Raw genomic sequence first — 24,824 nt, forward strand, 5'->3', positions numbered from 1 at the left:
TGTAAACCGAAGTTACAACCCAGGTCACGCTGGTAGCCTGACCCGACCGGTCCGAAGGAGCGCAGCAGTGGCGGTCAGCATGTCCGACGTGGCCCGCCACGCGGGCGTGTCCCAGCGCACCGTCTCGAACGTGGTGAACAACTACGTCCACGTCTCCCCCGCCACCCGCGCCCGCGTCCAGGCCAGCCTCGACGCGCTCGGCTACCGCCCGAACACCGCGGCCCGCCGCCTGCGGACCGGCCGCACCGGCACCGTCACCCTGGCCGTCCCGACCTTTCGTGAGCGGTACTTCGCGGACCTCGCCGAAGCCGTCGTCGCCGCCGCCCGCGACCGCGGTACGACGATCCTCGTCGAGACCACCGGCGGCCGCCATGACCTCGAGGTCGAGCTGCTCCGCGGCGGCGGCGACGTCCTCACCGACGGCGTGATCATGAGCGCGGTCTCGCTCAGCCGCTCCGACCAACGCAGTACGCATCCGGTCGTGCTGGTCGGCGACCGCGAGCCGGGTAGCGCGATCGACCACGTCGGCATCAAGAACCGCGAGGCCGCGCAGGCAGCGGTCACGCATCTGCTCGACACCGGCCGGCGCCGGATCCTCCTGCTCGGCGCGAACAACGGCCCGCGGCGCTCGTACCAACTGCGCCGCCAGGGCTACCAGGCCGCGCTGAAGAAGCACGGGATCGAGCTGGACCCGGCGCTGATCGTCGACTCCGACTGGTCGACCGCCGCGGCCGCGGACGCGATCACCCGGACCTACGCACGACTGCGCCCCGACGGCATCTTCGCGATGAACGACTCCGCTGCCCTCGGCGCACTACGAGCGCTGCAGCGCAACCATATCGACGTGCCGGGCGAGGTGTCGGTCATCGGCTTCGACGACATCGTCGAGTCGAGCCTGTCGACGCCGACGCTCAGCACGATCGCGCCGCTGCTCGACGACATCGCGAGCACCGCGCTCGACCTCCTCGACGAGCAGCTCGATGACGACCACGTCCCGCAGCACCGGATGGCCGGCTACGAACTCCGCGTCCGGGAGAGCACCACCCGCTGATCGCAGCTGTCACCGGACAACCCCTTGTGGGCAGGATTTGCTACGTAGTAAATTCCGGCAGCATGACGCGTACCGCCCTCGCCCCCAGGTTCACCGGCGCCGGAAAGATCGAGTTCGCGGACCACGAGTACCCGGACCCCGGCCCCGGCCAACTCCTCCTTGCCGTCCAGGCCAACGCCCTGTGCGGCACCGACCGGAACCAGTACTACGACGGCTCGTCCGTCGTCCCCGGACACGAAGCCGCCGGCACCGTCCTGCAGGCCGGTGAAGGCACCAGCACGCCCGTCGGCACCCGCGGAGCCGTGTTCCTGATGGACTACTGCGGCGAGTGCCGCAGCTGCAAGCTGAACTTCACCAACCAGTGCCTGGCCAAGCGCGCCGACATGGGGTTCACTCACGACGGCGGCTACGGGCCGTACGAGCTGGTGCACGAGTCGAACTTCTTCCCGATCACCGACGACATCGAGATCGGCAATGCGACGATGCTGCTCGACGTGATGGGGACCAGCAGTCACGCGATCGGCCGGGCGGCACTGGTCAGACCGGACGTCGAGAGCGTGTACATCGCGGGCGCCGGCCCGATCGGCCTCGGCCTGACGGTGATGAGCAAGCTCAAGTACGGCGCCGACGTACCGGTCTACATCTCCGACTTCTCCCGCTGGCGGCTCGACTTCGCGGAGTCCTTCGGCGCGATTCCATTGCTCGCCGACGACATCTCCGCAGCCGGCAACCCGGACGTCGCCTTCGACTCGTCCGGCAAGGAGGCGGCCCGCCGCGCCGCCCTCGACCTCGTCAGCCAGCGCGGCGCCCTGATCTGCGTCGGCCACGGCGAGTCGCTCACGATCGACGTGTCCAGCGATCTGATCGCCCCCGAGCACGCCATCCTCGGCAGCGAGTACTTCCGGTACGACGAGATGCCCGGCAATCTCGCCCTGCTGTCGGACCACCAGGAGCTCGTCAGCCGAGTGATCAGCCACCGCTTCCCGGTCGCCGAGATCGGCGAGGCGTTCGAGCTGTTCATGGCCGGCGAGACCGGCAAGGTTGTCGTCACCCAGGACGGCGTCGCATGAGGGTCGCGGTGGTCGGCGCCGGCGGCTGGGGCGAGCACCACGCGCGGATCTTCTCCCGCCGCGAGGACACCGAACTGGTCGGCGTCTTCGGCCGTACGCCGGACCGCACGCGGGCCCGGGCCGAGAAGTACGGCACCACGCCGTACACCGATCTCGACGAGCTCCTGCAGACCGAGCAGCCCGAGCTCGTCACGGTCTGCCTGCCGAACGAGGACCACTACGACATCACGCTCAAGCTGGTCCGCACCGGCGTACCGCTGCTGGTCGAGAAGCCGCTCGTGTTCGATCTGGCCGAGGCGGACAGCCTGCTCGCCGAAGCCGGCGACAACTTCTTCGCAATCAACTTCAACCACCGGTACGCCGAACCCGTGCAGCGCGCCAAGGCGCTCATCGAGGCCGGCGAACTCGGCGACCTCGTCTTCGCGACCTGGCGATTCGGCGGCGAGGCGAACCACGGCAACTCCCCGCACGCGAACCTGATCGAGACCCAGTGCCATGGCTTCGACATGCTCGAGCAACTGGTCGGACCAGTAGCCTCAGTAGCCGCGCAGATGACCGACAAGACGTACGGCGCCTTCAGCACGGTCGCGCTCGCACTCGACTTCGACAACCGCGCGGTCGGCACGATGCTCGGCACGTACGACTCGTCGTACGCCTATCCCGATACGCAGCGGATCGAGATCAACGGCACCGAGGGCCGACTCGTCATCCACGACACCGTCCGCGCGCTGACGTTCCAGAAGGCGGGCGACCCGGTCGAGCAACGCTGGCACTCGACGTACTTCGACGACGAGTCCCGCAACTTCGCCGGAACCTTCGACCGCCATGTCGACGAACTGCTCGCCGCACTGCGCAAGGGCGAGCAACCACCCGTCCACGCCCGTGCCGGTCGCCGAGCCCTGCAACTCGCGCACGCGGCGATCGAATCCCACGAAACCGGACGCCGGGTCACAACACCCTGAACCGCTCAGCAGCTCAGTACGATCCACTCCATGGACCGGACCAACGCACTCGTCGAGCGGATCTTCCGGAACGCCGGGGCCGCACTCGAGCTCTACTCCATCTACCTCGGCGAGCGCCTGGGCCTGTACCGGGCGCTCGCCGAGGACGGACCGGCGACCTCGGTCGAGCTGGCCGACCGCACCGGCACCAATGAGCGCTACATCCGCGAGTGGCTCGAGCACCACGCCGCCAGCGGTCTCGTCGACGTCGACGACGTCACGGCGGCGCCGACCGAACGCCGCTATACCCTGCCGCCCGAGCACGTCCCGGTGCTGGCGGACGAGGACGACCTCGACTACCACGGCTACAAGGGCGTCGAGCTCGCGCGGGCCGCCCGGATGCTCCCGGATCTGGTCGAGGCGTATCGCACCGGCGACGCCCCGCCGCACCAGCCATGGGAGCCTGAGGGACGCGCCGAGTTCAACCGCCCGACGTACCTGAACCTGTTGGGCAAGGAGTGGCTGCCCGCCATCCCCGGGATCGACGAGCGCCTCCGCGCCGACCCGCCGGCGCGAGTCGCCGACTTCGCCTGCGGCACCGGCTGGTCCTCGATCGCGATGGCCCAGGCCTACCCGAACATCACGGTCCACGGCGTAGACCTCGACGCGGACGCGATCGCCGCCGCCCAACGTCACGCCCGCGAAACCGGACTGGGCGACCGGGTGAGTTTCTCGGCGGCAAACGCATCCGACCAGTCAGGCCGGTTCGATCTGGTCACGATCCTCGAAGCCCTGCATGACATGTCCCGTCCGGTGGACACCCTGCAGACGGCGCGGCAGATGCTCGCCCCCGGAGGTTCGGTGCTGATCCTCGACGAGTTGGTCGAAGACCAGTTCACCGCCCCGGCCTCGGAGCTCGAGCGGTACCACTACGGCTGGAGCCTGATGTCCTGCCTGCCCGACGCGATGGGCGACCCCGAGTCGGCCGCGACCGGCGCGCTGATGCGGCCGGACACCCTCCGCCGCTACGCCACCGAGGCGGGCTTCAGCGAGACGCAGGTACTTCCCTTCCACACCGACCTGTTCCGCTTCTACCGGCTCATCCCGTGATCGCGTCGGCCTTCGCCTGCAGATAGCGCTGCTCGGGCAGGCTCGTCGTACGGCGGGCCGCCGCCAGGTAGTGATCGTGAGCCTTCACAAGGTCGCCCGCACGCTCGTAGAGGTGGGCGCGGACTGCGTCGAGCCGGTGCGTTTCGGTGATGTTCTTGTCGTCCTCGAGCGTCGCCAGCAGGTCGAGCCCGGCCTGCGGACCGTCGACCTGCGAGAGCGCGATCGCGCGGTTGAGGGTCACCATCGGGTTCGGGGCGAGCTTCTCCAGCACGAGATACAGCGAGAGGATCTGGCGCCAGTCGGTCTCTTCGGCACTCGGCGCCTCCGCGTGTACGGCGGCGATCGCGGCCTGCAGCTGGTACGGCCCGAGCCCGCCCTGCTGCAGCGTGTGCAGGATCAGGTCGGCCCCTTCGGTGATCTGCGCGCGGTCCCACAGCGACCGGTCCTGCTCGTCGATCGGCACCAGACCGCCGTCCGCTGTCGTCCGCGCCGCCCGGCGTGAGTCGGTCAGCAGCATCAACGCCAGCAGGCCCGCGGTCTCACCGTCGTCGGGCAACGCCGTACGCAACATCCGCGCCAGCCGGATCGCCTCGGCGGTGAGCTCGACCCGCTGCAGTTCCTCCCCCGAGCTCGCCGTGTAGCCCTCGTTGAAGATCAGGTACAGCACCTGCAGTACGACGCGCAGCCGCTCGGCCCGCTCGGACTCCGGCGGCATCGCGAACCGGCTGCCGGCCGCCTTGATGCTCTTCTTCGCGCGACTGATCCGCGGCGCCATCGTTGCCTCCGGCACCATGAACGCGCGGGCAATCTCGGCCGTCGTCAAACCACCGACCGCACGCAACGTCAGTGCGACCTGCGATGCCGGCGTGACCGCCGGATGGCAGCACAGGAACAGCAGCGTCAACGTGTCATCGGTGTCCGGAGCGTCGTCGACATCGGCGCCCGGGGCAACCAATTCCTCCGGCCCGGCCATCGCCGCGACGCTGTCCTCACGCCGCCGCCGCGCACTCTCGCTGCGAAACGCATCGGTCAACCGCCGCGTCGCGACCGTGATCAACCACCCACGTGGATTCGCCGGTACGCCGTCCACCGGCCACTGCGTCGCCGCCGCCAGCAAAGCTTCCTGGACGGCGTCCTCGCACAGATCGAACTGCCCGTGCCGCCGGGCCAGGAACCCGAGCACCTGCGGCGCCAACTCCCGCAGCAGTCCCTCCACACTCACCATCTCCCGAAGACTACGCGCCGATCGACCTGCATTTCGACAGGAGGTGTCCACCGGATCGAGCACTCGCACGGAGGCAACAGAGCCCGAGCCGGGCCGTTGGGGGCCACACCTCCTGTCGAGATGCAGCTCAGCTGAACGCCCACCCCGACCAGCCGTCGACCCGGATCGCGATCACCGGACCGCGCGGTGGATCCGCCTCGTACTGCGGGTACTTCGCCACCAGCAACTCGACCGCCGCCGCATCCGAGTCCACCACCCGCGCGGCCCCGTCCACCCGCACCCACCACAGATGCGTCCAGTCCTCGTCGTACTCGTCGACGAGCACCGCGACCCGCTCGTTCGACGCAATGTTCCGCAACCGCTTCAAGTCGGTCGTCGACTTCGGCTTCTGGTCTATCGCGATGAACAGCCCGTCACCGTGCACCACGTACGTCACCGGTACGACGTGCGGCCGCAGGTCCGGGCCGACGGTCGCGAGTCGCCCGACCCGTGCCGCCGCCACCCGGGCCCTGCAGCCTGCTTCGTCGAGTCGCACCCTCCGACCCTAGCGGCTGACCGCCGTCAGGTTGCGCCAGAGCACCCCACCCAGGATCGCCCACAGCACCGGCAGCAGCATCGGCGGCAGCCCGACCGTCGCGTGCAGCTCTTGCGCTCCGAGCAACGCCGGCAGGTAGATCGCGACCTCCAGGAGCGTCAGAACGGCAGTCAAGATGCCGATCACGAGCGCCGTCCTGGGGACCACTTTGGTCCTGAACAGGTGCAGACAGGTGAGCACCGCGGCCAGGTCGATCGCCCACCATCCGAGGATGCTCAACAGCATCGCCAGCGCGAACCACGAACTGTCGGCGATCAGGTAGGTGTCATCGATCCACACAACAGCTGCCTGCGCGGCGACGTACGCGATCAGCAGCGCGATCCCGACCGTGGCGAGCACCTTCACAGCCCGCCCCGCGGTAATGGCCGAGAACGCTACGGCGCCGAGCACGACGGGCAGGATCCAGAGGACGGCGACGATCATCCAGCGCAGAGCACGGTCGTCGACCTGTGCGGCATTCATCTCTCCGGCCGAGTTGCCGACGACCGTCGTGTGGGCCATCGCCATGAAGGCGACCAGCGGGAGGAGCGCGATCAGGAGGAGGCGGGCCGGTCGCACCAGGCTGGTGGCGGGCTCGCGCAGAATCTGGGTCATGAGAGGACTCCTTGTTCCGGTGAACTGACGACACTGACCATCCGCCGCCCGGCGTCCCGGGCAGCAGAGTCCACAAGCCCGCCCCACCTGGGCTTTCGCGTGCCCTGTCGCCCGGGACGCCGGGACAGCTACCGTTTCGGCATGACGCCTGCTGCGCGGTTCGGCCGGCCGGCGGCGCTAGCGCTCGTGGCGTCGTGGGCGGCGCTGTTCTTGTGGGGTGTGTTGCTCGGGGCCACCTCCGATCAGCCCGAGCCGGTCCTGTCGACGCTGGCGGGGCCGTGGACCGCGGAGGGTCTGCGACAAGCCGCCGGTGACGTTCCAGTGGCGTGGCTGCAGGGCTATTTCCTGATCCTCCAACTCCTGCCCGCGGCAGCCGGCCTGGTCGCCGCGTTGCTGCTGCTCCGCCGCGCAGACTCCTGGTACCGCTGCTACGCCGCGGTCGTCGTGGCACTGTTCGGCACGATGAGCGGAGCCATCCCGGGAGTCATCGACAGCTCCGTGGGCGGTTGGTTCGGAGGCCTGGTCACCGGACTCAACGGCCTGGCCTGGGTATCGCTGTTCCCGCTGATGTACGTCTTCCCGGACGGGCGCATCAGGCAACGATGGACGCGGTGGGCCCTCGCGGGATGGGCGCTGCTCCTACCGTATCTGGCGGTTGTCTCGTGGCTGGGGTTTGACGACCCCGCTGGTCTGGCGCAGTCGTTGCCCACCGTCCCATTGTTCGGCTCGGCCGCGTACGCCGCCGTGCACCGGTACCGGAAGATCTCCACGCCGGAGCAGCGCACCCAGACCCGCGGCGTGGTCGCAGCGCTCGTGCTCTGGTTCGGCTACGTCCTGCTCGTCGTACTCACCCCGATCCAGGATCTGCTCAGCGAAGTCAGCAGCCGCGGACTGCTGACCAGCGTCATCGCATATCTGGTGAGCTACGTGATCGTCGCGCTGATCCCGGCGTCGGTAGCGGTCGGGATCCTGCGCTACCGGCTGTACGACGTCGACGTGTGGGTCAACCGGACTCTCGTCTACGTCACGCTCATCGGCGTCGTCGCTCTCGCGTATGCGCTCGTCACGATCCTGGGCACGTGGTGGTGGCGGGACAACGACCTGATCGGCCCGATGGCGCTCGCCGTCCTGCTCGGCGTCGGGTTCCAGCCCGTCCGCGCCCGCGCCCAGCGAGCGGTGGATCGCTTCGTGTATGGCCGTCGCAAGGAGCCGTACGCCGTACTCAGCGATCTCGGTCGGCAACTGGAGTCCGCGTTGCCGCCGGACGAAGTACTGCAGACGTTGGCGCGTCAGGTGAGTATCGCGCTCAAACTGCCATACGCCGCCGCGTCGCTGGCCGACTCGTTGCTAGCGGCAACCTGGCCCGCGGGGCAGTCACCGCCACCGGGCCGCGAAGAGGTCTTCCCGCTCTGTTGGCAGGACCAACGGCTCGGGAGTCTGCTCGTCGTCACCGCGCCCGGGGACGACCTGACGGCCGCGGATCGCGAGTTGCTCGTCGGCCTCGCCCGGCAGGCCGGCGCGGCCATCCGCGCCGCGACGCTCAACGACGACCTGCGGCGCTCCCGGGAACGGATCCTCGACGCCCGCGAGGACGAGCGCCGACGACTCCAGCGGGACCTGCACGACGGACTCGGTCCGACGCTGGCGAGTCTCTACCAGCGCGTGGATGTGGCCCGATCGATGGTGCACAAGGACCCTGACGCGGCTGAGGTGTTGCTCGCGGATGTCGGCGTACAGACCCGCTCGGTCATCGGCGAGATCCGGGCCCTGGTCCGGGATCTCCATCCACCCGAGCTCGAGCTCGGCCTGGTCGGTGCGATCGAGGCCAGTGCGAGGCATCTACCGAATCTGTCCTGCGTCGAGGTGGAGGCCGACCCGCTGCCCGTGCTCCCCTCGGCGGTCGAGACCGCGGCGTACCGGATCGTGGTGGAAGCGTTGACGAACGCGGCCCGGCATGCGGCGGCTACCCGAGCGACGGTAGGACTCTCCGCGTCCGATTGGGCGCTCACGCTGATGGTCGTCGACGACGGCCGCGGTATCCCGGACGGAGTGCGATCCGGGACCGGCCTGCGGTCGATGCGCGAGCGTGCCGACGAGCTCGGCGGTCGCTGCGACATCTCGGCCGAGGCGGCCGGCGGCACGCGCGTGACCGCAGTACTGCCGTTGAGGGAGGGGGAAGCATGAGCGCGATCCGGGTCCTGATCGTCGACGACCACCTGTTCTATCGCGAAGGTGTCAAGACGCTGCTCAGTACGCGGGCCGACGAGGTCGAGGTGGTCGGTGAGGCCGCGACCGGAGAGGAAGCCCTTGAGATGCTCGCGGCGGCGCGCCCGGACGTCGTGCTGATGGACCTGCGGATGCCTGGCATGGGCGGGATCGCGGCGACCAGGCAAGTAATCGCCGGCCATCCCGAGATCGCCGTGCTCGTGCTCACGATGAACGACGACGACTCGGTGGTCCCTGCCCTGCGCGCAGGTGCTCGGGGCTATCTGCTGAAGGATGCCTCCGTCGACGACCTCGTCCGTGCGATCACCTCCGTGTACGGCGGCTCGGCGGTCCTCGGCCCGCAGGCCGCCGCCCGGATGCACGAGCACATCCTGCGACCGCCGAGCCGGCCCGAGCTGCCGTTCCCCGATCTCACCGAGCGCGAACACGGGCTACTCGCCGAACTGGTCCAGGGACGGACCAACGAGGAGATCGCGACCCGGCTAGGACTCAGCCAGAAGACGGTTCGCAACTACGTCTCGAACATCCTCGCCAAGCTGCACGCGCGCGACCGCACCCATCTGCTCGTCATCGCCCGCGAGGCGGGCTATCACGACGCCTGAGTCAACGCTGGAGACGGCGAAGGGCCGCGGTGGGCAGCGTGCGAGTGACAGGTCCCAGCAGCGAGGCGTCGCGCAGGGCCGTGCGGGCAGCCAGGTGACCGCAGGCGCCGTGGACTCCGCCGCCGGGGTGGATGGCCGAGCTGCCGAGGTAGAGGCCGGTGACGAAGGTGCGGGCGCTGCCGAGGCCGATCGTCGGGCGGAAGACGAGTTGCTGGTGCAGCTGCATCGTGCCACCGCCGAGCGCGCCGAAACCGAGCGCGGCATTGCCCGATTCGAGCGCCGACGGGCGCTGCAGGTCGCGGGCGATCACCAGATCGCCGAAGCCCGGAGCGAATCGCTCGATCGCGCGCTCCATCCGGCCGGCCAGCTTCTCCGCGGCCGCGTCGTCGGCGATCCCGCGCGGCAGGTGCGAGTACGCCCAAACTGCCTCGGTGCCGTCAGGCGACCGGGTTGGATCCGACTTCGTGGTCTGCCCGATCAGCAGGAACGGCTGCGCCGGAACCCGCCCGGTGTCGAGATCCGCGGACACGTGGACGAGCTCGTCGGCCGTCCCGGCGAGATGGACGACGCCGGCCGACCGCGCCTCCGCTGCCTTCCACGGGATCGGGCCGCTCAGCCGGAAGTTCAGCTTGACCGTCGGGTAGTCCCACTCGAACCGCTCGTCGAGATCACGCCGCAGCCCCGCCGGAATGAGTGCCTCCGGCAACAACTCGCCGTACAGCGCCGGTGCGGAGGTATCCGCGATCACGGCACGCCCGACCGAGACAGTCTCGCCGGAGGCCGTGTTTACGGCGGTCACGCGGCCCGCGGACACCTCGACGCGGGTCACCGGCGTACCCGGGACGAGCAACGCGCCAGCGCGCTCGGCCCGTCGTACCAGTGCGCCGGAGAACGCCGATGATCCGCCGGTCGCGACCGGGTAGCCGACATCCTGCGCCAGCATCGCGAGCAGCCAGCCCATCGTCCCGCTGACGCTGCCCGACAACGGCGCGTCGGCGTGCAGCGAGTTCCCGGCGATGATCGCCGGCCCGTGCCGCCCGTCGAACAGCTCCTGCCCCATCCGGTGCATCGGCATCGCCATGAACCGCGCGAACCGCAGCAGCTCCCCCATCGAACCCAGCTTCCGCGCCAGCTTCAGCCCGGGCCGGACCGGCGGCCAGGTTGTCAGGAGCGCGTTCAGCAACGGCTCCCGGACCGAGACGTACTGCTGGTACAGCCGTAGCCAGGCGTCACCGTCGCCGGGATGCTCGGCACCGAGCGACTTCGCGGTGTCCTCGGGGTCCGGGTGGATCGCCGCAGCAGCGCCGTCCTCGTCGAGCAGGTGCACCAGCGGAAGCGGCGCGTTCGACCATTTCAGGCCGAACTTCTCCAGTTCCAGCGCGCGGATCACCGGCGACGCGACGCCGAGCGGGTAGTTCGAACTGAAACGATCACTGATCCAGCCGCCCTCCTCGGTCGACCGGACCGCACCGCCGAACGTGTCGGCAGCCTCCAGCACCAGGACGTCCCAGCCCGCGTCGGCAAGCGTGATCGCGCTCACGAGCCCGTTCGGCCCCGAACCGATCACCACGGCGTCAACACTGCGCGGCAGCATGCCTAAGACCTTAGCTCGATCTCCCGGATCAGAGCCGTGACCTCCCGGGCGCGCCCGATCATTGCCGGATCGACCATCCGCCCGTCAGGGAGGACGATCACGCCGCCGCGCTCGACATCCGCCTTCTCCACGGCCGCGAGCAGGGCCTCCGCCTCGGCCACCTGCGCGTCCGTCGGCGTGAACGCCTCGACGATCGTGGTCAGCTGTCGCGGGTGGATCGCCGTCCGGCCGACGAAGCCCAGCATCCGCCCCTGCAACGACGTACGCCGCAGCCCGTCGAAGTCGTCGACCCGCGGGTACACGGACATCATCGGTGCGCCCAACCCGGCCGCCCGGGACGCCGACACCAGCCGGCCGCGCGACCACGCCAATCCGGCCGCGTCGTCCACCCCGAGCGCACTCGACAGATCCGCTTCACCCAGCGCGACCGCGACGACCCGCGGATCAGCGGTGGCGATCTCGAATGCCCGCTCAACGCCCAGCGGCGACTCGATCAGTGCCGTGATCCTTGCCGACGGCACCTTCTCCAGCACGGCCCTGACATCGGCCGCGCTCTCCACCTTCGGCAGCCGGATCCGCACCGACGGTACGGCGGAGATCGCGGCCAGGTCGTCCTCGATCCACGGCGACCCGAGCGCGTTCACCCGGATCTCGACCGGCCCGTGCGCATTGGCCGCGATCCAGGCGACCGCCCAGCCGCGCGCGTCCGCCTTGGCGTCGACCGGTACGGCGTCCTCCAGGTCGAACACCACCAGATCGGGGCCCGCGGCAACAGCTTTCGCGAACCGGTCCGGCCGGTTGGCCGGAACATACAGTGCCGTCAGCACTCTGACTGCCCCCTCCAGGCCATTACCACACGGACTACACGACCCCGGCGGCCCGCAGCGCGGCGAGCTGGTCCGGGGTGACGCCGATCTCCGCGAGCACCTCGTCGGTGTTCGCACCGTGCGGCCCGCCGGCCCAGCGGATCGACCCCGGCGACTCGGACAACCGGAACAGCACGTTCTGCATCTGCACCGGCCCACCGAGCTCGTCGTCGTCGACGCTGACGATCGTCCCGAGCGCGGCGTACTGCGGATCGCTCATGATGCCGCGGATGTCGTGCACCGGGCCGACCGCAGCCTCGGCCTTCTCGAACTCCTCCATCACGAGCTCCAACGGCCGCGCCGCGATCCACGAACCGACCGCGTCGTCGAGCTCGTCGGCGTGCTGGGCACGCTCGCGTCCGGTCGCGAACCACGGCTGGGCGACCAGATCCGCCCGCCCGACCAGCGTCACCACCCGCTCGGCGATGCTCTGCGAGCTTGTCGACACGGCGACCCATCGACCGTCCGCGGTGCGATAGACGTTCCGCGGCGCGTTGTTCGACGACCGGTTCCCGAGCCGCGGCTGCACGTACCCGGTCTGCTGGTACGCCGTGATGCCGCCGCCGAGCATCATCAGGATCGGCTCGATGATCGCCATGTCGATCACCTGCCCCGCACCGGAGCGATCCCGCTCGCGCAGCGCGACCAGGACGGCGTACGCCGTGGCGAGCGCGGTGATCCCGTCCGCGAGACCGAACGGCGGCAGCGTCGGCGGACCGTCCGGTTCACCGGTCACCGCCGCGAACCCGCTCATTGCCTCGGCCAACGATCCGAACCCGGGCCGCCGCGACCACGGCCCGACCTGCCCGAACGCCGTCACCCGCGCGACCACCAGCCGCGGGTTCGCCTCGAGCAACACGTCCGGCCCGAGACCCCAACGCTCCAACGTGCCCGGCCGGAAGTTCTCGACCAGGACATCGTGGGACTTGACCAGCTCGAGGAACACGTCCCGCCCGCGGGACAGGTCGAGCGTCGCGAGCCGCTTGTTCCGCCCGAGGGTCTTGAACCACAGCCCGACGCCGTCCTTCGAGGCGCCGTGCGTCCGCGCGGCATCGGGCCGGGACGGGTGCTCGATCTTCGTCACGTCGGCGCCGAAGTCACCGAGGAAGGTCGCCGCCAGCGGTCCCGCGAACAACGTCGCCGCCTCGAGCACCTTCACACCGTCAAGAGGAGCAGGCCTCATCCCGCACACCTGAAGCCGATGGTCTCCGACCGGTCGAGACCACCTCCGGTCAGCACCAGCTTGAAGCTGACCTCCGGCCCCTGCGGACCGCCGTCGGCGTACCAATCGGAGCCCTGGGCAACATAATGCGAACCGCCCTTGAGGATGCAGAACCGGCTGCGACCGTCGCGGTACTCGCTCTCGGTCAGGTTCCACACCAGCGGCTCGCGGCGTTCGAAACCTTCGACGCCCGCAGCGACCTGCCACTCGTCCTCGGTAGGAAGCCGTCCGCCACGCCACGCAGCGTACGCGCGCGCGTCCGGCAGGTCGACGTACGTGACCGGGTGGTCCTCGGTGCCGGGAGCCGGAGCGCCCTCGACCCAGTGCTTCAGGAACCGGTTCGCGACCACCGGCCGATAGCCGGTCGCCTCGAGGAACTCGGAGTACTCCGCGTTGGTCACCTCACGCACCGCGACCGAGATGCCGGGCAGGTCGACCTCGCGCCTGACGGACTGCATGTCGTGGAGTCTGGGCGGCAGCGGCTTCCACTCCTCGACGTACGGCGCTGTGTCGTACAGCCCGGTCTCGCGCCGCCGGTGCCGCACGATCAACGTCCGCTCCCCGGCCGGTACGGCGACCGTCGCGCCGATCTCTGCGTCACCGGAAGTGGCCGGCACCGCGACCAGCTCAGCCGGGCGCATCGGGAACGCGGACTCGGGCACATGCGCCCGCGGCATCGTGCCCAGCCGGCGTGCCGTCGCCCGGCACGAAGCGCCCGCGGTCGCGCCGACCCGGATGATGCCGGCCACACCACGCCCCGGCACGACCAGGTGGACACCCTCGTCGTCCGAGGTGATCGGTACACCCGAGGTCACGTCGTACCAGTCGCCGACCTGGTCCTCGGAGCGCAGGACGATGCCGTCGAAGTCCTCCTCGTCGCGGTTGATCAGCGTCCAGAAGGTGATGTCGGCCAGGTCGAACCGGGATCCGTAGACGCCGTGGTCGCGGGCCTTCTCCGGGATCTCCGGCGTCAGCTGGATCCAGTCGCCGTCGATCAGCACCGGCGCGAACGCGCGCTGCGCCGCGACCATCCGGCGTAGCGTCGCGCGGTCGCGGGCGTTCCAGCCGACCCAGGCCGAGAACACCGACTCCCAGACCAGCATGCCGACGCCGTTCACCCAGGCCGACTGCAGCTCGTCGCTGTGGTCGCGGTTCCAGCGGCGGGTGTGGTGCATCATGTGCCGGCGCTCGAACAGGTGCGCCCGCAGTACGCCCGGCGCGTCCGTGTCCGCGAACCACTGCGCCCAGGACAGCGCGTGGTCGGAGATCCTTGCCATCGGCAACCGTGACTCGCCCTCGAACGCGATCGCCGGGTTCGCCTGCCGGAGCGCGCGGGTGAAGGCCGGATCGCCCTCCTTCAGTGTGTCCAGGAAGACGCCGTCGACAGCGAAGTCCGTCACCAACGACGCGAACTCCTCGGCGTCGGACCGCGCGGACCGGCGGGTGCCGACGTCCCACGGGTTGTAGTCGAAGAACACCTTCAGCCCGAGCCGGTGCAGGTCGTCGACCAACGCCCGCAGCCCCGGCACGTCCCGGTAGAAGTCGAACTGGTTCCGGTCGTCGATCCCGATCACCGGGTACGCGTGCCAGAGCACGATCGCGTCGTGCCCGCCGAACTCGTCGAGCCCGTGCTGGACGAACTTGTCCGGCGTGAACCTGCCGGTCTCCACGTCGTACAGCAGGTCGTCCCAGAGCCAGACCAGCGCCACCGAGTACGCCGTCTGGGTCCACTCACGGCCCGGTTCGTCGTAGTGCGAGCCGTCGTATCGCGTCCGCTCGATCGCGCCGAACCGCCACTCGGCCAGCTTGGCCCGCCACCGCGGCAGGTCGCCCGGGTCCTCCGGCGCGCCGAGGATCTTGGCGTCGTCCAGGAACGACAGGTCGGTCCCGAGCCCCAGATCGACCCTGGCGGGCAGATCGATGGGCCGCGGTTCGAGCGGATTCACAGGTACACCTCCGCATAACGCGCGTCGATTGCATCCCCGTGAGGCACCGAGGAGATCGCCCCCGCGGCTTGAACACTCAATGAAGCAGCAACGTTAGCGCGTCGGACCGCGTTCGTCAGGTCGCTTCCGGTAATCGAGTCGTTAGCTGACGCGGCAGCTAACGCCGCGGCCAGCACACCACAGAACGTATCGCCCGCGGCGGTCGTGTCGACGACCTCGACAGGTACGCCGGGAACCGCGATCTCGTCGGCGTCACGGGTGAGAATCACCGCGCCGTCCCCGCCCAGTGTGACGATCGCGGCCGGCACCTTCTTCAGCAGCGCGGACCGGTCCGGACCACCGATCGCCTCGGCCTCGGTCTCGTTCACCACCAGCAGGTCGACCTCGGCGAGCAACTCGTCGGACAGTTCCGCGGCCGGGGCGGCGTTGAGGATGAAGTACGCCGATGCCGCGGCCGCCGCCCGGACGGTGGAGAACGGGATCTCCAATTGGGAAAGAACGATTTTCGCTTGTCCGATTGCGGTCATGGCCGGTTCGGAGAGGGTCAGCTCGCCGTTCGCGCCGGGCGCGACCACGATCGAGTTCTCGCCGCTCTCCTCGACCGTGATGATCGCCGTACCGGTCGGAGCGTCGCCGGTCGTCGCCAGCGAGAGGTCTACTCCGGAGCCGCCGAGCGCGTCGCGCAGCAGCGCGCCGCCGTCGTCCGCACCGAGCGCGACCACCATCGCGGTCCGGGCACCGGCCCGCGCCGCGGCGACCGCCTGGTTGGCTCCCTTACCGCCCGGTCCACGGCTCATCGCACCCGCGAGAACAGTCTCGCCCGGGCGCGGGATCCGCTGGACCGGTAACACCAGATCCACGTTCGCACTGCCAACTACGACAACCTCAGGCTGCACCCCGCGACACCTCCACAGTCCTGGCCGCCAGTTCGTCGATCGCGATCTGGTTCATTCCCGGGAGGCTTGTGGTCACCCGGTTGTCCAGTGGTGTGGACCACTCTGCCGGAACCCCGCGCGTCGCGCCAAACACAGCGCCCACCGTGGCGCCGGCCGAATCGGTGTCCCAGCCGCCCATCACCGCACGACCGATCGCGGTGGCGAAATCCGGAGCGGTCAGCGCGTACGCCGTGAGTGCCGTGTTGTTCACCGCGTGCACCCAGTGCAGGTCGCCGTACTCCGCGTGCAAGGCGTCCAGCGCGTCGTCGAGCCCGGCGTCCGCCAGCGTCAGACCGAAGCGGACGGCGCGGGCGATCGCACCCTGCGCGTTGACCACTTCGAGGCCGGCGACCGCTGCCTTGACCGGGTCGTCGAGGACCAGGGCGGCCGCGGACATCGCGGCTACCCAGAGTGCGCCGTCGACGCCGGCGCCGGTGTGGCTCAGCCGGGCGTCGACGAGGGCCAGCCGGGCGGCCGCAGTACGGTCGCCGGGGTGCGCCCAGCCGTAGGCGTCGGTCCGGATCTGCGCGCCGATCCACTCGCGGAACGGGTTCCCGACGACGGCCGCGCGGGCCGGGTCGACACCTTCGAGAAGGTTGCGGTAGGCAACACGTTCCGCGGTGAACACGCGTCCGGCCGGGAGGTCGTTCAGCCAGCTCTGCGCGACGTCCTCGGTGGTCAGCCCACGCCCGTACCGCTCCATCATCAGCAGCGCGAGGATGGCGAAGTTGATGTCGTCGTCCTCCGGCATCCCGTCGATGACCTCGCGCAGGCTGTTCACCTTCGACCGCCGGTTCCACGGCCACCGCTGCTGCACGTCCTCCGGTACGCCGACAGCAGTGATGTACTGCGTCAACGGCCACTGCCCGGAGCTGGCGAGGATCTCCCGGATACCCTCCCGCGGGATCTTCTCCACCGGCTTGCCGAGCAGGTTGCCCGCGCACCGGCCGAGCCACGCGTTCAACGTCCGCGTCTCGAGCTCGACCGGCTCACCGAGGGACGACAGGTCCGGGATCTCCGGCTCGTGCCACTCCGCAGTACGGGCGTCGAGTACGTCGAGCAGCTCACGGGCCAGTGCGCGCAGCGCCGGTGGCGCGGGCTCGGCGGAGGCACCCGATACGGGCGCGTCCGTCGTACCGCCCGCCGCCAGCCAGCGGGCCTGGACATCGGTGACGTCCACACCCTCGGACCGCGCCTGGACCAGCTGGTGCGGGAGCAGATCCTCCGGCTGCACCCAGGTCATTCTCATCGCGTCAAAATCTCCAGTACTTCGCTACGCCGCGCCCATCGACGCGCGTCGGCGGCCTGCAGGTCGACGGCCACCGAGGCCATCACCCGCCCTGGCTCGATCAGGTCGGTCTTGCTCGCGTCGGCGATCTCGGCAGCCCAGTCCGCGGGTACGCCGTCGATGCCACTCAAAGCCCCGGTGATCGCGCCGGCCATCGACGCGATCGAGTCCGCGTCGCGGCCGTAGTTCGTGCCACCCAGGACCGCGCGGCGGACATCTCCTTCGGAGACCAGGACGAAACCGAGCGCGACCGGGAGCTCCTCGATCGCTTTCGTCCGGCTCGGACGACGGGCGTCCATCGACAGCTCGCGGTAGTTCGGACCGACCGTGTCGTAGGGCTCGATCGCCTTGCGCAACGCGGGGATCGCCTGCTCCCAGTCGGTCACCCCGTCGGCTGCTTCGACCACCGCCTCGACGGCCCTCCGAGTGCCGTCCTTGGCCAGGCCGAGCGCGGCCCCGACCGCGGACGCGGCAGTCGCGCCCGGGATCATCGCGGCGGCGACGGCGGCCGCGAACACGCCGGCCGCCTCCCGCCCGTAGCTCGACTGATGCGCGCCGGCAACGTCGAGCGCCTCGGCGTACGCGCCCTCGGGATCACCCGCGTTGGCGACGCCGACCGGCGCCATGTACATCGCCGCACCGCAATTGACGATGTTGCCGACGCCGGCCTCGCGCGGGTCGACGTGCCCGTAGTGCAGCCGGGCGACCAGCCACTTCTCGGCCAGGAACACCCGCTGCAGCAGCAACGCGTCCGCCTCGAGCTCGGGCACCCAGCGGGTCCCGTCGATCATCTTCGGCACCAGCGACTCGGCGACCGCGTAGGCGTCGAGGTGGGTACGGCGTTCGTCGTACACCTCGACCAGCGCGTGCGTCATCAACGTGTCGTCGGTGATGTGCCCGTCGCCCTTGTGGTACGGCGCGATCGGACGCGCCGTCCGCCAGTCGTCGTACCACGGGCCGACGATGCCGGTCACCCAGCCGCCGTGCCGTTCCCGGATCGCCTCCGGGGTCCAGCCCTCGACGGCTCCACCGATCGCGTCACCGACCGCGGAACCGACGAGGGCACCTACCGACTTGCTTTCCAGCTCGGACGTCACTGGTTGACCTGACCCCATCCATCGCTCAGTTTCTTGCCCAACGCGGCCAGATCGGTCTTGTTCGCCAGGTACTCCTGCAGCGCCGGCGTCGCGATCTGGTCCTTCCACTTCGGGTAGTTCTCCACGCTCTGGAACGGCGCCTTGGTCAGATCGGTGCCGCTGGCAAGCGTCTGCTGCCAGCCGTTCTTGCCGCCGGTCGTCTTCAGGATCGCGTCCCGGGCCGCCTGCGTGGTCGGGATCAGCCAGTCGCCCTGGCCGACCGCGGCCAGGTTCTCGGCCTTCATGAAGTAGTCGATGAACTTCGCCGACTGCTCGATGTGCTTACCCTCGGCCGGCACCGACAGGGTCTGCGGGTTCGCGGCCTGCTTGGTGCTGGTGCCCTTCAGCGGCGGCAGCACCTCCCACTGGAAGGTCTTCGGCGCCTCCTCGAGGATCTGCTGCGCGACATAGTTGCCAGCGACAATCATCCCGTACTTGCCGGCGTAGAACCCGGGCAGCACGTCGGAGGCGCTCTGGGTCAGCGAGGTCGGGTCGATCGACTTGTCGTCGTACGCCATCGCGTGGATCCGCTTCGGCACCTCGAGCTCCGGGTCGCCGATCGTCGCCTTGGCGTCCTTGCCGCTGCCGTCGAAGAACTTGCCGTCGAAGTTCATACCGAGGTTCAGTACGGTCGCGGTCGGGCTCTTCAGGCCCCAGCCGAGTCCGTACTTGCCGGCCGCGGTCAGCTTCTTCGCGTCGGCGGCCAGGTCGTCCCAGGTCAGCGAGTCACCGGTCGCGGTGATCCCGGCCTGCTTGAGCAGCGCGGAGTTCGCGAGCACGACGTACGACTGCATCAGGGTCGGTGCGCCGTAGATCTTGCCGTCGTTCGAGACCGTGTCCCAGACGCCCTGCGGGACAGCGTCCTTGGTGCCTTGGCTCAGGTACGGCGACAGGTCCGCGAGGTACCCCTGGTTGATGAAGCCGGTGATGTCGGCGGACTCGTCGTGGATGATGTCCGGCGCCGTCCCGCCCTGGAACTGGGTGACCAGCTGGTCGTGGACGGAGTCCCAGCTGCCCTGGACGTACTCGACCTGGATGTCGGGGTTGGCGGCGTTCCAGTCGGCCACGATCTTCTTGGTCGCGGCCACCGTCGTCTTCTGGAAGGCGAGGCTCTGGAACTTCAGCGTCACCTTCTCTGTGCTGCTCCCCGATCCGTTGTCGTCGCTGTTGCCCCCACACGCGGCGAGCGTCACCAGCGCACCCGCCGCGAGCAACGCGGTCAGTACCTTCTTCATTACCTCTCCTAACCTTTGACTGCGCCGCTCAGCAGGCCGGAGGTCAACCGGCGCTGCAGGAAGGCGAAGAACACCAAACTTGGCACGGTCGCGAGGACCGAGGCGGCTGCCAAGGGACCGAACTGCACCTGGCCCTCGGCACCGACGAAGCGGGCGAGTACCAGCGGAAGTGTCTTGAGTTGCGGGTCCTGCAACAGGACCAGGGCGAAGAAGAACTCGTTCCACGCCGAGATGAAGGTGAACATCGCGGTCGCGATCAGTCCCGGCCGGAGCAGCGGCATCACGATCGAGACGATCGTCCGGAGCCGGCCGGCGCCGTCCACAGAGGCCGCTTCCTCCAGCTCGCGCGGCACGGCGGCGACGTACCCCTGCAGCATCCACAGCGCGAACGGGAGCGACCAGACCATGTAGACGATCACCACGCCGGGGATCGTGTTCGTCAGGTGCAGCGGACGCAGGATCATGAACAGCGGGATCACGATCAGGATCACCGGGAACACCTGGCTGACCAGGATCCAGCCGTTCGTCAGCGGCCGCAGCCGGCTGCGGAAGCGGGCCAGCGCGTACGACACCGGCAGCGCCACGATCAGCACCAGGATCGTGCTGTAGATCGAGATCTGCAGGCTGTTGCCGAGACCGCGGACCAGGCCCTGCTCGTTCAGCGCGTCGGAGTAGTTGGAGAAGTCGACGTGCTTGGGAAGGATCGACGGCGTGATGCTCGCGAACTCCTGCGGCGACTTGAGCGAGCTGGAGATCAGCCAGAGCAGCGGGAAGCCGAGGAAGATCAGGTACGCGAGGACAGCGACGTACTGGAGGACACGGGTGGCCGGACGGGTTCTCATGCTTCGCTCCGCAGGCGGTTCCGCAGGTAGAAGAACAGGAACAGGATGATGATGACGACCATCACGTCACCCATCGCGGCGGCCATTCCGAAGTTCCCGTAGCGGAACGCCTCGTTGTAGGCGAACAGCATCGGCAGCATCGTCTTGCCGCCCGGGCCGCCGGCGGTCAGCACGTACACCAGGCCGAACGAGTTGAAGTTCCAGATCATGTCGAGGCTGGTGATCGCGACGATGACGGTGCGGAGCTGCGGGAGCGTGATGTTCCAGAACTGGCTCCACGCGCCGGCGCCGTCGACCGCGGCCGCTTCGTACAGGGTGCGGTCGATGCCTTGCAGACCGGCGAGGAGCGTCACCGTGGTCATCGGCATACCGACCCAGATGCCGACCACGATCACGGCCGGCAGCGCCGTACTGAAGTTGCCGAGGAAGTTGATCGGGTGGTCGGTGAGGTGCAGGTTCTGCAGGATCTCGTTGACCGGGCCGTTGGTCGGGTGCAGCAGCAGCCGCCACATGATCGCGACGACCACCGGGGGCATCGCCCACGGGATCAGCGCGAGGGTGCGGGCGACACCGCGGAACTTGATGTCGGTGTTGAGCAGCAGCGCGAGACCGAGTGCGGCGACGAACTGGAGGATCGTGACCGACAAGGTCCAGATCACGCCGATCCGGAACGAGTCCCAGAACAGGTTGTTGTGCAACAGCTTGCTGAAGTTGTCGAAGCCGACGAAGTTCGTCTCGACGCGGAGCCCGGCGCGTGCGTCGGTGAAACCGAGCGCGATACCGCGGATCAGCGGGTAGACGCTGAGGATCAGCACCGGCAGCAGGGCGGGCAGGAACAGGAAGATCGCTTCTCTGTTCTGCTTGGGCTTTTGTGGTTTCTGCACCTGCGTCGGCGCGGTCAGGGTCGCGGTCATGGGGCCTCCCGTCCTGGACCGAGGAGCGCAGGGAGCGAAGCAACCGGAGCGACGAGGGAAGGCCGGGAGTCACAGCCCCATGACCCGCCGCGACAGAGTCGCGGCATCAATACCGTCACGGGGTGGACCTCCTGATACTCAACGACGGCTGTACGACGATGCGCCGCGGCGTCCGTTCGGTGTCCTCGATCCTTGCCAACAGCAACTCAGCCGCCCGCCGCCCCCGCTCGGCCGACCCCAGATTCACACTCGTCAACGTCGGAAAACACTGCTCGGCCAGCTCACTGTCATCCATCCCCACCACGGCCACGTCCTCCGGCACCCGCAAACCACGCGCCGCCAACTCATGCATCAACCCCACGGCGAGCAGATCGTTCGCACAGATGACGGCGTCGAATTCAGCACCGAGGAGTTCGGGAGCGGTAGCGCGTCCGGCAGCGAAAGTGAAGTCGGTTGCCTCCGCGAGGGCGGCGGGCTGCAGGTCGTGGGCTTTGAGGGCCTCGGTGAAACCCTTCGAGCGGGCGGCTCCGGGGACGGTGTCGGACGGGCCGTTCAGGAAGGCGATTCGGGTGCGACCTTCGGACACCAGGTGTTCGACCGCGAGCAGCATGCCCTTCGGGGAGTTGGCACGGACCGTGTCGACGCCGGCCTTGGCGGGGACGTTACCGGCGACGACCACCGGCACCTCGCACTCGCGGATCGACTTGACCAGGTCCTCGTCGACGCGGATCGGGCTGATCAGCAGGCCGTCGGCGTACCCGCGCGCCATGCCCCGGACCAACGCGACCTCGTCCACCACATCGGGCCCGGTCGTCGTCACCACGAGCCGGTAGCCGGCCGCGGACACGACCTCCTCGACCGCTCGCATCATCGTCACGTACACCGGGTTACCGACGTCGGCGACCGCCAGCGTCAACTGGAACGTCCGCCCGACCTTCAGCGACCGCGCCCGCGCATCCGGCACGTACCCGAGCTCCTGCACGGCACGCTGCACCCGCTCGACCATCTCCTCGGTCGCGGGCAACCCGTTCAGCACGCGCGACACCGACGCCACCGAGACCCCGGCCGCCCGGGCCACCCCAGCGATCGTCGGACGACTCACGCCGACCTCCTGTAATCGTTCTTGTAATCGTTTACAGGCCAGACACTAAGCCGCCGCTCCACCCCCGTCAACATCTCCCCCATCACATGCCCGCGACGAAACCGTTCCGTGACCACCTCAGGCGACTCTGTGCACCCACCAACCGTCTACGACGCTGCGAAACGGTTGCTGGGTGCACAAAGTCGCGGATCGAGACCGCGCGGAGGGGTGGTGGGGTGGGGGCTATTCCTCGGTTTCGTCCGCGCCGGGGCGTTCGGCCCAGGGGGTCTCCTTGGCGGGGCGGACGACGATCAGCTTGTCGCCGGCGGCCAGGACCGAGACGTTCGAGTCGTAGTACCGGTGGACCTTGCCGTCGCGGACCACGGAGACGACGCGGTCGGGTACGGCGGACGGGGGCTTGCCGACCTCGCGGCCCAGGACGGGACGTTCCGCGACCTCGAGGCCCTCGCCGTAGGTGAGCAGGTCCTCCATCACCTCACCGAGGTTCGGACTGACCGAGGTCAGGCCGAGCAGCCGGCCGACCGCCTCGGACGAGGTGACGACCGCGTCCGCGCCGCTCTGCCGGAGCAGCGGCACGTTGTCCTCCTCGCGGACCGCGACCACGACGTGCGCGTTCGGGTTGAGCTGCCGCACCGCCAGCGTGACCAGGACCGCCGAGTCGTCCCGGTCGGTCGTCACGATCACCTCGCGGGCGGTCATCACCTCGGCGCGACGCAGTACCGTCCGGTTGGTCGCGTCGCCGTGGAAGGCAGCCATCTGGTCGTTGCCCGCGTCACCGATCGCCTGCGCCCGCGGGTCGATCACCACGATGTTGTCGCGCTTGACCCCGTTGCTGATCAGCGTCTGTACGGCGGAGCGGCCCTTGGTCCCGTAGCCGACGACGATGGTGTGGTCCTTCATCCGTTTCCTCCAGCGCGTGTCGCGCATGATCCGGCGACCCTCGTTGGCCAGCACTTCCAGTGTCGTACCGACCAGAACCACCAGGAACGCGATCCGCAGCGGAGTCACGATGAAGGCGTTCACCAGCCGGGCAGTGGGCGTCACCGGAGTGATGTCGCCGTACCCGGTCGTGGTGAGCGTGACGGTTGCGTAGTAGATGCTGTCGATCAGCCCGACTTTGCCGTCGTAGCTGTCCCGGTACCCGTCACGGTCGACCACCACGATCAGCACCATCACGGTCAGCAGCCCCAGCGCGATCAGAATGCGGCTGAAGAGCTGAAAGAGCGGCGAGCGCGTGCTCGCGGGCAGGTTGACCAGCAGACCGTGTGGGTTCCGACCAGTGGGAAGGGGTGGCACGCGTACGACGATATTGCACCGCGGGCCGATCCACCGCATGCGACAGGCTCCGGTCGGACAGAGCGACACTGACCATCAGACTGTCGCCGTCCCGAACCACCCGCGACCGCATCCGCAACCGCTCGAGCGTCCGGAGCATCGCGTGGTTCTCCGGCTGCACCATGCAGACCACTCGATCCGCACCCAGCACGCGCGCTTCCTCCACCACCTGGCGCAGCAACCGGAGCCCGAGGCCCTGCCCCTGCCAGCCGTCCTCGACCAGTACGGCGACCTCCATCGTCGTACTGCCGAGCTCCTCCCACGGGGCCGCCGTCGCCATCCCGATCACGGCGCCGTCCACGTCCGCGACGACGGAGACGCCACCGGCCGGAGCGGACAGGTGCCGCGCAGTACGGGCGGTCAGCTTCGCCATCGGCACGTGGTACCGCCGGGTGCGGCTCTCGTACGAGCAGCGATCATGCATCGAGACCACAGCGTCGGCGTCCTCGACAGTCGCCGTCCGCAGCACAGGTACGCCGCTACCGGGCCGCGGCCCTTCCACCGTGTCGAACCGCTCCGCGAGCCGCCCGGCGATCTCCACGAGTACGTCGGCCCGCGCCCATTCCGCCGGCGTGTACTCGTCGAAGCCCTGCAGGTTGCCCAGCTCCTCGTCGACCGATACCGGGTCGTCGAGCAACCGCAGTACGGCGCGCAGGTAGCGCGTCGGGGCATCACTCAGTACGTCGGCCTGGCACGGGCGGACCGTCGTACCGACGCAGCCGGCCTCCGCGACCAGCGCGGCCAGGTCGTCGGCGCTCCAGCCGACACCGGTGGAGACCACCAGCTCGTCGACGGCGCCGGTCTCGGCGGTGAAGACCTCGAGGCTGAGGATGTTGATGTCGTCCGCACCACACCGTGCAGCGAGTTCGGCCAGTGCACCGGGCCGGTCGGCGAGTTCGGTCCTGATCTTCCAGAGCATGCGGACGCCCTCCCTCGTGGAAACGTGCTTCCACTGTCCGTCCGCCCTGTTGCCCCGCCGGGTCCGGAATGTTACG

The 24,824-nt window shown here is 69.1% G+C and carries 22 protein-coding genes; 6 read left to right on the top strand and 16 right to left on the bottom strand.

Features of this window, described 5'->3' with window-relative positions; translation table 11 throughout:
- Positions 1-67: 67 nt before the first annotated feature.
- From OHA10_RS36510 to OHA10_RS36525, 4 genes are all read left to right on the top strand, one after another.
- Entirely contained in the window at positions 68-1,051 is a 984-nt protein-coding gene (locus OHA10_RS36510) for a LacI family DNA-binding transcriptional regulator (protein WP_371403357.1), read from the top strand.
- 62 nt (positions 1,052-1,113) lie between these two features.
- Complete coding sequence (locus OHA10_RS36515) at positions 1,114-2,121, top strand: alcohol dehydrogenase catalytic domain-containing protein (protein ID WP_371403358.1); 1,008 nt, start codon at positions 1,114-1,116, stop codon at positions 2,119-2,121.
- A complete protein-coding gene (locus OHA10_RS36520) occupies positions 2,118-3,083 on the top strand; it encodes a Gfo/Idh/MocA family protein (RefSeq protein ID WP_371403359.1) in 966 nt (321 codons plus the stop codon). Before OHA10_RS36515 ends, OHA10_RS36520 begins: the two co-directional genes overlap by 4 nt.
- A gap of 30 nt (positions 3,084-3,113) precedes the next feature.
- On the top strand, positions 3,114-4,172 hold the full coding sequence (locus OHA10_RS36525) for a class I SAM-dependent methyltransferase (protein ID WP_371403360.1): 1,059 nt from the start codon (positions 3,114-3,116) through the stop codon (positions 4,170-4,172).
- On the opposite strand, the gene OHA10_RS36530 is transcribed toward OHA10_RS36525, so the two are convergent.
- The 3 genes from OHA10_RS36530 to OHA10_RS36540 all read right to left on the bottom strand — a co-directional run bounded on the left by OHA10_RS36530 (position 4,162) and on the right by OHA10_RS36540 (position 6,586).
- Positions 4,162-5,397 (bottom strand): RNA polymerase sigma factor, encoded by a 1,236-nt coding sequence (locus OHA10_RS36530; protein WP_371403361.1) that lies wholly within the window; start codon positions 5,395-5,397, stop codon positions 4,162-4,164. The genes OHA10_RS36525 and OHA10_RS36530 overlap by 11 nt on opposite strands.
- A 127-nt stretch (positions 5,398-5,524) precedes the next feature.
- A complete protein-coding gene (locus tag OHA10_RS36535; RefSeq protein WP_371403362.1) occupies positions 5,525-5,932 on the bottom strand; it encodes a TIGR03668 family PPOX class F420-dependent oxidoreductase in 408 nt (135 codons plus the stop codon).
- 9 nt (positions 5,933-5,941) lie between these two features.
- Positions 5,942-6,586: a hypothetical protein gene (locus OHA10_RS36540; protein ID WP_371403363.1), complete on the bottom strand. Its 645-nt coding sequence runs from the start codon at positions 6,584-6,586 to the stop codon at positions 5,942-5,944.
- Between the two features lie 141 nt (positions 6,587-6,727).
- Here OHA10_RS36540 and OHA10_RS36545 point away from each other — a divergent pair, with 141 nt between their 5' ends.
- On the top strand, positions 6,728-8,770 hold the full coding sequence (locus OHA10_RS36545) for a sensor histidine kinase (protein ID WP_371403364.1): 2,043 nt from the start codon (positions 6,728-6,730) through the stop codon (positions 8,768-8,770).
- Entirely contained in the window at positions 8,767-9,414 is a 648-nt protein-coding gene (locus tag OHA10_RS36550) for a response regulator (protein WP_371403365.1), read from the top strand. The genes OHA10_RS36545 and OHA10_RS36550 overlap by 4 nt, the downstream gene beginning before the upstream one ends.
- A 1-nt stretch (position 9,415) precedes the next feature.
- Here OHA10_RS36550 and OHA10_RS36555 read toward each other — a convergent pair whose 3' ends face one another.
- From OHA10_RS36555 to OHA10_RS36615, 13 genes are all read right to left on the bottom strand, one after another.
- The gene (locus OHA10_RS36555; RefSeq protein WP_371403366.1) at positions 9,416-11,008 is read right to left on the bottom strand and encodes a phytoene desaturase family protein; all 1,593 of its coding nucleotides are present in this window, start codon (positions 11,006-11,008) and stop codon (positions 9,416-9,418) included.
- A 2-nt stretch (positions 11,009-11,010) separates the two neighbouring features.
- A complete protein-coding gene (locus OHA10_RS36560; RefSeq protein WP_371403367.1) occupies positions 11,011-11,835 on the bottom strand; it encodes a CoA ester lyase in 825 nt (274 codons plus the stop codon).
- Positions 11,836-11,869: 34 nt separating this feature from the next.
- A complete protein-coding gene (locus OHA10_RS36565; protein ID WP_371403368.1) occupies positions 11,870-13,057 on the bottom strand; it encodes a CaiB/BaiF CoA transferase family protein in 1,188 nt (395 codons plus the stop codon).
- Positions 13,054-15,042 (bottom strand): SUMF1/EgtB/PvdO family nonheme iron enzyme, encoded by a 1,989-nt coding sequence (locus OHA10_RS36570; protein ID WP_371403369.1) that lies wholly within the window; start codon positions 15,040-15,042, stop codon positions 13,054-13,056. The genes OHA10_RS36565 and OHA10_RS36570 overlap by 4 nt, the downstream gene beginning before the upstream one ends.
- Positions 15,039-15,938, bottom strand: a complete 900-nt coding sequence (locus OHA10_RS36575) for a ribokinase (protein WP_371403370.1) — start codon at positions 15,936-15,938, stop codon at positions 15,039-15,041. Before OHA10_RS36575 ends, OHA10_RS36570 begins: the two co-directional genes overlap by 4 nt.
- Entirely contained in the window at positions 15,928-17,226 is a 1,299-nt protein-coding gene (locus tag OHA10_RS36580; protein ID WP_371403371.1) for an ADP-ribosylglycohydrolase family protein, read from the bottom strand. Before OHA10_RS36580 ends, OHA10_RS36575 begins: the two co-directional genes overlap by 11 nt.
- Positions 17,223-18,362 (bottom strand): ADP-ribosylglycohydrolase family protein, encoded by a 1,140-nt coding sequence (locus tag OHA10_RS36585; protein ID WP_371403372.1) that lies wholly within the window; start codon positions 18,360-18,362, stop codon positions 17,223-17,225. Before OHA10_RS36585 ends, OHA10_RS36580 begins: the two co-directional genes overlap by 4 nt.
- On the bottom strand, positions 18,359-19,636 hold the full coding sequence (locus tag OHA10_RS36590; RefSeq protein ID WP_371403373.1) for an ABC transporter substrate-binding protein: 1,278 nt from the start codon (positions 19,634-19,636) through the stop codon (positions 18,359-18,361). Before OHA10_RS36590 ends, OHA10_RS36585 begins: the two co-directional genes overlap by 4 nt.
- A gap of 8 nt (positions 19,637-19,644) precedes the next feature.
- On the bottom strand, positions 19,645-20,478 hold the full coding sequence (locus OHA10_RS36595) for a carbohydrate ABC transporter permease (RefSeq protein ID WP_371403374.1): 834 nt from the start codon (positions 20,476-20,478) through the stop codon (positions 19,645-19,647).
- The gene (locus OHA10_RS36600; RefSeq protein ID WP_371403375.1) at positions 20,475-21,392 is read right to left on the bottom strand and encodes a carbohydrate ABC transporter permease; all 918 of its coding nucleotides are present in this window, start codon (positions 21,390-21,392) and stop codon (positions 20,475-20,477) included. Before OHA10_RS36600 ends, OHA10_RS36595 begins: the two co-directional genes overlap by 4 nt.
- Positions 21,393-21,507: 115 nt before the next feature.
- Positions 21,508-22,494, bottom strand: coding sequence for a LacI family DNA-binding transcriptional regulator (locus OHA10_RS36605; RefSeq protein ID WP_371403376.1), 987 nt, complete (start codon positions 22,492-22,494; stop codon positions 21,508-21,510).
- Between the two features lie 222 nt (positions 22,495-22,716).
- Complete coding sequence (locus OHA10_RS36610) at positions 22,717-23,667, bottom strand: TrkA family potassium uptake protein (RefSeq protein WP_371403377.1); 951 nt, start codon at positions 23,665-23,667, stop codon at positions 22,717-22,719.
- Positions 23,639-24,748, bottom strand: a complete 1,110-nt coding sequence (locus OHA10_RS36615) for a GNAT family N-acetyltransferase (protein WP_371403378.1) — start codon at positions 24,746-24,748, stop codon at positions 23,639-23,641. The genes OHA10_RS36610 and OHA10_RS36615 overlap by 29 nt, the downstream gene beginning before the upstream one ends.
- Between the last annotated feature and the right edge of the window lie 76 nt (positions 24,749-24,824).

Origin of the sequence: Kribbella sp. NBC_00662 (genome assembly GCF_041430295.1) — a bacterium.
Lineage (GTDB): Bacteria > Actinomycetota > Actinomycetes > Propionibacteriales > Kribbellaceae > Kribbella.

Excerpts from the sequence above, each read along its gene's own strand:
- OHA10_RS36555 (WP_371403366.1), bottom strand. The coding sequence starts at position 11,008 with ATGCTGCCGCGCAGTGTTGACGCCGTGGTGATCGGTTCGGGGCCGAAC.
- OHA10_RS36525 (WP_371403360.1), top strand. The coding sequence starts at position 3,114 with ATGGACCGGACCAACGCACTCGTCGAGCGGATCTTCCGGAACGCCGGG.
- OHA10_RS36590 (WP_371403373.1), bottom strand. The coding sequence starts at position 19,636 with ATGAAGAAGGTACTGACCGCGTTGCTCGCGGCGGGTGCGCTGGTGACG.
- OHA10_RS36565 (WP_371403368.1), bottom strand. The coding sequence starts at position 13,057 with ATGAGGCCTGCTCCTCTTGACGGTGTGAAGGTGCTCGAGGCGGCGACG.
- OHA10_RS36545 (WP_371403364.1), top strand. The coding sequence starts at position 6,728 with ATGACGCCTGCTGCGCGGTTCGGCCGGCCGGCGGCGCTAGCGCTCGTG.
- OHA10_RS36595 (WP_371403374.1), bottom strand. The coding sequence starts at position 20,478 with ATGAGAACCCGTCCGGCCACCCGTGTCCTCCAGTACGTCGCTGTCCTC.
- OHA10_RS36530 (WP_371403361.1), bottom strand. The coding sequence starts at position 5,397 with ATGGTGAGTGTGGAGGGACTGCTGCGGGAGTTGGCGCCGCAGGTGCTC.
- OHA10_RS36520 (WP_371403359.1), top strand. The coding sequence starts at position 2,118 with ATGAGGGTCGCGGTGGTCGGCGCCGGCGGCTGGGGCGAGCACCACGCG.
- OHA10_RS36610 (WP_371403377.1), bottom strand. The coding sequence starts at position 23,667 with ATGGTGCTGATCGTGGTGGTCGACCGTGACGGGTACCGGGACAGCTAC.
- OHA10_RS36580 (WP_371403371.1), bottom strand. The coding sequence starts at position 17,226 with ATGAGAATGACCTGGGTGCAGCCGGAGGATCTGCTCCCGCACCAGCTG.
- OHA10_RS36515 (WP_371403358.1), top strand. The coding sequence starts at position 1,114 with ATGACGCGTACCGCCCTCGCCCCCAGGTTCACCGGCGCCGGAAAGATC.
- OHA10_RS36615 (WP_371403378.1), bottom strand. The coding sequence starts at position 24,748 with ATGCTCTGGAAGATCAGGACCGAACTCGCCGACCGGCCCGGTGCACTG.
- OHA10_RS36600 (WP_371403375.1), bottom strand. The coding sequence starts at position 21,392 with ATGACCGCGACCCTGACCGCGCCGACGCAGGTGCAGAAACCACAAAAG.
- OHA10_RS36550 (WP_371403365.1), top strand. The coding sequence starts at position 8,767 with ATGAGCGCGATCCGGGTCCTGATCGTCGACGACCACCTGTTCTATCGC.
- OHA10_RS36540 (WP_371403363.1), bottom strand. The coding sequence starts at position 6,586 with ATGACCCAGATTCTGCGCGAGCCCGCCACCAGCCTGGTGCGACCGGCC.